Source organism: Chitinophaga sp., from assembly GCF_035564935.1.
Classification (GTDB): Bacteria; Bacteroidota; Bacteroidia; order Chitinophagales; family Chitinophagaceae; genus Chitinophaga.
Window position 1 is genome coordinate 1 of the sequence record NZ_DATMTE010000441.1, and the last position, 2,986, is coordinate 2,986.

General features: G+C 47.7%; 1 protein-coding gene. It reads left to right on the forward strand.

Annotated features, from left to right (window positions below; all coding sequences use genetic code 11):
• Positions 1–266 precede the first annotated feature (266 nt).
• Positions 267–2,876 (forward strand): DNA gyrase subunit A, encoded by a 2,610-nt coding sequence (gene gyrA / locus VN105_RS11455; RefSeq protein WP_325640942.1) that lies wholly within the window; start codon positions 267–269, stop codon positions 2,874–2,876.
• Positions 2,877–2,986: the final 110 nt, after the last annotated feature.

A 2,986-nucleotide genomic window follows, 5' to 3' on the forward strand; every position in this document is an offset into this window, starting at 1 on the left:
CCAATATTTATTTTCTCATATATTAATGCATCTTAACATATAGCAGATAAATCAAAAAACGGGTTATTTGTTTATAACACAAAGGCCATATAAATGGTTGTCATTCATTGTTTAAATCAATCATATATCCATATTGCAATATAATCGTTAATCCCTATGGTGTTTTTTATTCACATTCTTTGATTTTTAGGCAGGAATAAGGGCTGAAATGGCTATATTTGCCTTTATCTGTTTTACGCAGAAAAAACTGTAAATCAACACACAAAATGACAGAGCATACGGAAAATCATCAGGAAGGGAGAATTGTCCAGATAAATATCGAGGAGCAAATGAAAACGGCCTACATAGATTATTCTATGTCCGTGATCGTGGGCCGTGCCCTGCCCGATGTGAGAGATGGTCTGAAGCCTGTGCACCGCCGCGTTTTATTCGGGATGAATGAACTGGGCAACCACAGTAACAAGGCCTACAAGAAATCAGCCCGTATTGTGGGTGAGGTAATGGGTAAGTATCACCCGCACGGGGATGCTTCCATTTACGACACCATTGTACGTTTGGCGCAGCCCTGGAGCATGCGTTATCCCATGGTGGATGGTCAGGGTAACTTCGGTTCGGTAGATGGCGATATGCCGGCTGCCATGCGTTACACCGAGATCCGTCTGCAGAAGATCGCAGAAGCCATGCTGGAAGACATCGAGAAAGAAACGGTGGATTTTACCAACAACTTCGACGACACCCTGGAAGAACCTACGGTACTGCCTACCCGCATTCCCAACCTCCTGGTAAATGGCGCCTCCGGTATCGCCGTTGGTATGGCCACCAACATTATGCCCCACAACCTCAGCGAAGTGGTGGATGGCGCAGTGGCGTATATCGAAAACAAAGACATCACGATAGAAGAACTGATCAAACATATCAAGGCGCCCGACTTCCCTACAGGAGGCATTATATATGGTTTCGAAGGCGTTAAGCAAGGCTTTGAAACCGGCAGGGGCAGGGTAGTGGTAAGAGGTAAGATCACCTCCGAAACTGCCAAGAACGGCCGCGAGAAACTGGTGATCTATGAACTGCCTTACCAGATCAACAAGGCGGTATTGCACCAGAAAATTGCGCAGCTGGTAAACGATAAGATCATTGAAGGCATTTCCGATGTACGCGATGAGAGCGACCGTGAAGGTATGCGCCTGGTAATTGATCTCAAAAGGGAAGCTATCTCCAACGTGATCATCAACCAGTTATTTAAATATTCCGAACTGCAAACATCTTACGGTATCAATAACGTGGCACTGGTGAAAGGCCGTCCGCGTATCCTGAACCTGAAAGACATGATTGCGGAATTTATCGACTTCCGTCATGAAGTGGTGGTGAGAAGAACCCGCTTCGACCTGCGTAAGGCAGAAGAGAAAGCGCATATCCTCGCCGGTTTCCTGATTGCACTGGATCACCTGGACCAGGTGATTGCGCTGATCCGTGCCGCCGCTACACCTGAAGTGGCAAAAGAAGGACTGATGACAGAGTTCGGCCTGTCTGAAATTCAGTCGAAAGCCATACTGGAACTGCGTTTACAGCGTCTTACCGGCATGGAACGCGATAAGATCCGCGCCGAATACGACGATATCATGAAACTGATCGCTTACCTGAAAGAGGTACTGGCAGATGAATCTTTACGTATGAAGATCATCCGGGAAGAACTGGAAGAAGTGAAGAAGAAATTCGGTGACGAACGTAAAACAGAGATCCAGTACCTGGCCAGCGAAATGAGGATCGAAGATATTATTGCAGAAGAAGATGTGGTGATCACCATTTCTCACCTGGGATATATCAAACGTACTTCCGCTTACGACTACCGCCAGCAGAAACGCGGGGGCCGTGGCGCTATTGGCGGTAAAACGCGTGACGAGGATTATATCGAGCACCTGTTCGTAGCCTCTACGCACCATACCATGCTGTTTTTCACGGAAAAAGGCCGCTGCTACTGGCTGAAGGTCTACGAAATTCCGGACGGCGAAAAAAGCGGTAAGGGACGCGCGATCCAGAACATGATCCAGCTGCCCGCCGATGATAAGATCCGCGCTATCATCGACATTAAAGACCTGGGGGATAAAGATTTTATCGATAACCATTATATTGTACTTTGTACCAAGAAAGGTATCATCAAGAAGACGCTGGTGGAAGAATTTTCCCGCCCGCGTCAGAACGGTGTAAACGCCATCACCATCAATGAAGGCGACCAGCTGCTGGAAGCCAAACTGACTACCGGCGACAGCCAGATCATGATGGCCATCCAGAGCGGCCGCGCCATCAGGTTCCCTGAAGCAACGGTTCGCGACACCGGTCGCGGCGCCATTGGTGTAAGGGGAATTGAGGTAGACAGCGACAAGGATGAAGTGGTTGGTATGGTTTGTGTTAATAAAGAAGACGATCAGAAAACCATCCTGGTGGTATCTGAAAAAGGATTCGGTAAACGTACCAACATCGAGGAATACCGTATTACCAACCGTGGCGGTAAAGGGGTGAAAACCATTAACATCACGGAGAAAACCGGTAACCTCATTGCCATCCTCGATGTAACGGAGAAACATGACCTGATGATCACCTGTAAGTCCGGTATCACCATCCGTATGGCTGTTGCAGATATCCGCGAAGCCGGCCGCGCCACACAGGGTGTACGCCTGATCCGCCTGGATAATAACGATGAAATTGCAGCTGTAGCAAGACTGGATGAACAGGAAGCAGAAGAAGTGATCAACGGGGAAGAAGGCACTGAAGGTAGCGAAACAACCGCTGTAGCAGGCGAAGAAACACCTGAAGCAGGTGACAATGACAACACACCGGAAGAAACCGACGGTGAAGCGACTGAGACAACAGAAGAATAAATCATCTTTTTATAGCCGGTAACAGGTCCTTAACCCGGTCTGTTACCGGTTTCTGATAAAAAAATACAGCCAGCTTTTAGTGGTAACTATGCTACTGGTTGTATTATTAT

Excerpts from the sequence above, each read along its gene's own strand:
- gyrA (WP_325640942.1), top strand. The coding sequence starts at position 267 with ATGACAGAGCATACGGAAAATCATCAGGAAGGGAGAATTGTCCAGATA.